Origin of the sequence: Pseudoduganella sp. RAF53_2, from assembly GCF_052113985.1 — a bacterium.
Classification (GTDB): domain Bacteria; phylum Pseudomonadota; class Gammaproteobacteria; order Burkholderiales; family Burkholderiaceae_D; genus Rugamonas.
In genome coordinates this window covers 1-3685 of sequence record NZ_JBFRDW010000616.1, presented here as the reverse complement: position 1 = coordinate 3685, position 3685 = coordinate 1, and the positions used below count along the sequence as shown (strand labels likewise).

Annotated in this window: 5 protein-coding genes; 2 read left to right on the top strand and 3 right to left on the bottom strand. The window is 62.4% G+C overall.

The window, feature by feature from the left end:
- On the top strand, positions 1-244 hold a 244-nt coding region (locus AB4Z11_RS26475), incomplete at its 5' end, for a hypothetical protein (protein WP_442028825.1).
- Positions 245-247: 3 nt separating this feature from the next.
- On the opposite strand, the gene AB4Z11_RS26470 is transcribed toward AB4Z11_RS26475, so the two are convergent.
- The gene (locus AB4Z11_RS26470; protein ID WP_442028824.1) at positions 248-1108 is read right to left on the bottom strand and encodes an NmrA family NAD(P)-binding protein; all 861 of its coding nucleotides are present in this window, start codon (positions 1106-1108) and stop codon (positions 248-250) included.
- Between the two features lie 105 nt (positions 1109-1213).
- Here AB4Z11_RS26470 and AB4Z11_RS26465 point away from each other — a divergent pair, with 105 nt between their 5' ends.
- Positions 1214-2110 (top strand): LysR family transcriptional regulator, encoded by an 897-nt coding sequence (locus AB4Z11_RS26465; protein WP_442028823.1) that lies wholly within the window; start codon positions 1214-1216, stop codon positions 2108-2110.
- Here the strand turns inward: AB4Z11_RS26465 and AB4Z11_RS26460 are convergent.
- Together AB4Z11_RS26460 and AB4Z11_RS26455 are read right to left on the bottom strand one after the other, a co-directional pair.
- On the bottom strand, positions 2107-3051 hold the full coding sequence (locus tag AB4Z11_RS26460; RefSeq protein WP_442028822.1) for a diguanylate cyclase: 945 nt from the start codon (positions 3049-3051) through the stop codon (positions 2107-2109). The genes AB4Z11_RS26465 and AB4Z11_RS26460 overlap by 4 nt on opposite strands.
- Positions 3052-3054: 3 nt before the next feature.
- Positions 3055-3685 (bottom strand): chemotaxis protein CheC (locus AB4Z11_RS26455; RefSeq protein WP_442028821.1); only part of this gene is annotated, 631 nt, incomplete at its 5' end.

Genomic DNA, 3685 nt, shown 5'->3' with positions numbered 1-3685 from the left:
GTATTCGCTCTCCTTCATGTCGCTGCTGTTTGTGGTGGTAGCGATCCTGAGCTACTACGGCTTCAATGGCACGGCGGGCGTGCTGTTCTGCTTTGTCCCGCCATTCCACATGTACAAGCAGCTGCGCGGTACTTATGGTCTGACGCGCTACGAAGGCTTGTGGCGTACCTGCGCGCTGCTCTTCATGTCGGTGATCGCGCTCACCGTGTATTCGCTGGCTGTGCTGGCGCTCTCCGTCAGCTGATCGTCACGCTGTCTTGCCCGCGAGCGCTTCCACCACGGCGCTCACGGGTACCTCGCCCTTGTGCACGTTCGGGCCTTCAAATTCAATCCAGCCTTCATTGAAGCCGTCCAGCATGCGGATGCGGGGCAGGGGATGCTTCATGCCCTGGCTGCGAAACAGGGCTTCCCACTGGTCGCGCGGGACGGCTTCCATTTCCACGGTGCGGTTGAACACGAGCGACATGCATTCGGCGATCTGATTCGGCGACACGCGCGCCGGGCCTTCCAGCTCGACCACGCGCACGCCTTGCCATTCCTGGCGTAGCAGCTCGGCGGCAACCCGGCCTACGTCGACGGTGGCAACCATGGGCACAGGCTTATCCAGCGGCTGCAGGAAGCTGGGAACGATGCCGGTGGCTTTGGCCAGCGCAATATCCCAGATCATGTTTTCCATGAACCAGCCGGCGCGCAGGAAGGCAACCGGCATTGGCAGGTCTCTCAGCTTGCGCTCCATGATGCGCAGGGCGTTCAGCAGATTGGCCTCCGTGGCCTGTGCGCCGATGGTGGACAGGCAGACCACGCGCTTGGGCTGGGCGGCGATCAGTGCTTCGTACAGCGCTGCCACGCGCGCTTCGGTATCAGGAAAGCCGGGCGCCGGATCGAAGTTTGGCGGCAGCAGGACGAAGACGGCTTCGGCGCCGGCAAAAGCAGTGGTCAGCGCTGTCGCATCGGCCATGTCAGCCAGCGCGATCTCGCAGCCTTGCTTAGCCCAGGCCGCTCCTTTGGCAGCGTCGCGCACGACGGCGCGCACAGGCAGTCCTGCAGCGAGCAGGGTGCGGCCAACTTCGCCGCCGACTTGTCCGGTAATTCCAGTGATGACGTACATGATGTGCTCCTTGATGAGAAAGTGGAGCCATTTTCGCGGCGCTGCACTCATTTGACGATGGCATGGATCGCACTTCTTTCATGACTACGAATCATCAATTAGAATGTGCTGATGGAAGAAGGAATTCTCAGAGGCGTTGAAGTGCTGGCCGCGATTGTGGATACCGGCAGCTTTGCCGCCGCCAGCGAGGTGCTGGACATGTCGCCGTCCGGCGTGAGCCGTGCCGTGTCGCGCTTCGAAGCGCGGCTGGGCATACGCCTGTTCGAGCGCACCACGCGCTCGCTCACGCTGACGGACGAAGGCAGCCGCTTCTATGCCCAGGTGCTGCCGCTGATGTCAGAGCTGGAAGAATGCGTCAGCGATGCCTCGCAAGGCGCGGTGAAAGTACGCGGACGGTTGCGCGTGAACGTCGATCCCTTCTTTTCCAAGCTGGTACTGGGGCCGCGCCTCGGCGCTTTCCTCGATGCGCATCCCGATTTGCAGCTGGAACTGATTACACGTGATGATCTGGGCGATCTGATTGCAGACGGCATTGACCTCGCCCTGCGCTTCGGCCACCCGCAGCCATCAACGCTGGTGGCGCGCAAGCTGATGGAAACGCGCATTCTGACTGTCGCATCGCCAGCCTACATCGCCCGTCACGGCGCGCCTGCGAAGCCGGAAGATCTCAGGCGCCATCAATGCATCCACTTCCGCGACCCGGTGACGGGACGGCCGTTTGCATGGGAATTCCATCGCGGCAGCAAGCGCAAGACAGTGCAGGTCAGCGGCGCGCTCACCGTCAACGACGGCGCCACGTTGTACTCAACCTGCCTGGCAGGCTTCGGCATTGCGCAGGTGATGTGCTTCACGGCGGAAGCAATGATCAAGTCGGGCCAGCTGGTCGACCTCTTTCCCAGCTGGAGCGAGGAGACTTTTCCGCTTTACCTTTACTATCCCTCGCGCCGCCAGCTGCCGGCCAAGAGCCGTGCCTTCATCGACTACCTGGCGACCTTCCTTTAAATCTCCAGCGTCTCGACGCGGTCGCGGCCGCAGGCTTTGGCGTGGTAGAGGGCGCGGTCGGCTGCATTGATCAGATCATAGACTTCGCCGGGATGGCCTTTGTCCGTGCTGGCCACGCCGATGCTGATGGTGATGAGTTTATGCGGCGCCTGCGACGCCTCGTGAGGGATGTGCAGGTCGCGTACCTTGCGGCACATGGAGTGCGCCATTTGCAGGGCCGTATCGCCCGGCGTATCGGGCAGGATGACGGCAAATTCTTCGCCGCCGTAGCGCGCGAACAGGTCGGCGGGACGCTGCTGCATCGTCGCCAGCGCAGCCGATACGGCTTCCAGGCAGGCATCGCCCTGCTGATGGCCGTAGTGGTCGTTGTAGGCCTTGAAGTAATCGATATCCAGCATCATCAGCGACAGGGGCGAGCCGGTGCGGCGCGCGCGGCGCGCTTCGCGGTCGATGGCGATGTCGAAATGGCGGCGGTTGGCGACGCCGGTCAGATCATCCAGCAGGGTTTGCGAGCGCAGGGCCATGGCCTGCTCGCGCAGCAGATTCTCGCGCAGCACAGCGGCACTCACGTCATTAATCTGAATCAGGCAATGCCGTTCCTCGCCCGGCATATTGATGGGCGTAACCGTCAGCGCCTGATGCATGCGCTCGCCCTGTTCCGCTTCCGCCTTGCTGGCGTAAAGGGGCAGGGGCCAGCGGTTCAGCGTTTGCGAGAGCAGCGAAGGCATATTGTTGCGGAGTGCCTGCGTCACGGCGCCATCGAGACGCCGCCCGCGCTGGTCGGGGAACAGGTCGAAGAAATTGCGGCCCAGCGCTTCCGTGCTGGTGACGCCGGAGTGCTGGCCCATCCAGCGATTCCACAACACCACCAGATGTTCACTATCCAGCACCACAGCGCCGACATCAATCGTATCCAGCACGCTTTGCAGCAAGGGCTGCATGGTTCAGGCCCCACCCATGGCGCGCGCCAGATAAGAATTCACATGCACCTTCAAATCCTGCAGCGCGCTCACGTCCATGATGAAGGCCACGTCGCCGGAAATCTGCTGGCGTTCGACCGTGAATTCGATGTGCAGCATCAGCACCATCGATTCGCCCGCGCCGGACAAGGCCAGCAGCTCTTCGCTGTAGCCGACGTGGTAGGCGGGCAGTGATCCTTGCAGCTCGCGCTCGAAGATGTTCGCCAGCGCTCCCACGCAGCTATTCAGCAGAATGTTGCCGATCTCGCTCATGGCTTCCTGTTCCATTGCCGACAATTCTTCCAGCGGCATCGTCTCGCCCACCATCAGCCGCACGATCTGCTGGCTTTTCTCCTCGGGGAACATGAGGATGGCGTCGGTCTGGAAAGCGCCGGCGTAGTGCTGGCTGATGCCGCAAATGCGGCCGCTGCCTGTGCTCTTGGTGGCCAGCAGTTTGGCGGCCGCGGCGCGGCTCAGGAAGCTGATGGAAGGCACCGACATCGTCACCGTTTCGTTGACGATTTCGCTCATGGCGCTCGCCGCCTGTCCCACGCCGATATTGAACAGCTCGACGAGGGCGTCCAGCTCCAGTTCGGACAGGCGGATCATGTCAGGC

What these genes read in the sequence shown, in the direction of transcription:
- AB4Z11_RS26460 (WP_442028822.1), bottom strand. Translation starts at nt 3,051, where the DNA reads ATGCAGCCCTTGCTGCAAAGCGTGCTGGATACGATTGATGTCGGCGCT.
- AB4Z11_RS26470 (WP_442028824.1), bottom strand. Translation starts at nt 1,108, where the DNA reads ATGTACGTCATCACTGGAATTACCGGACAAGTCGGCGGCGAAGTTGGC.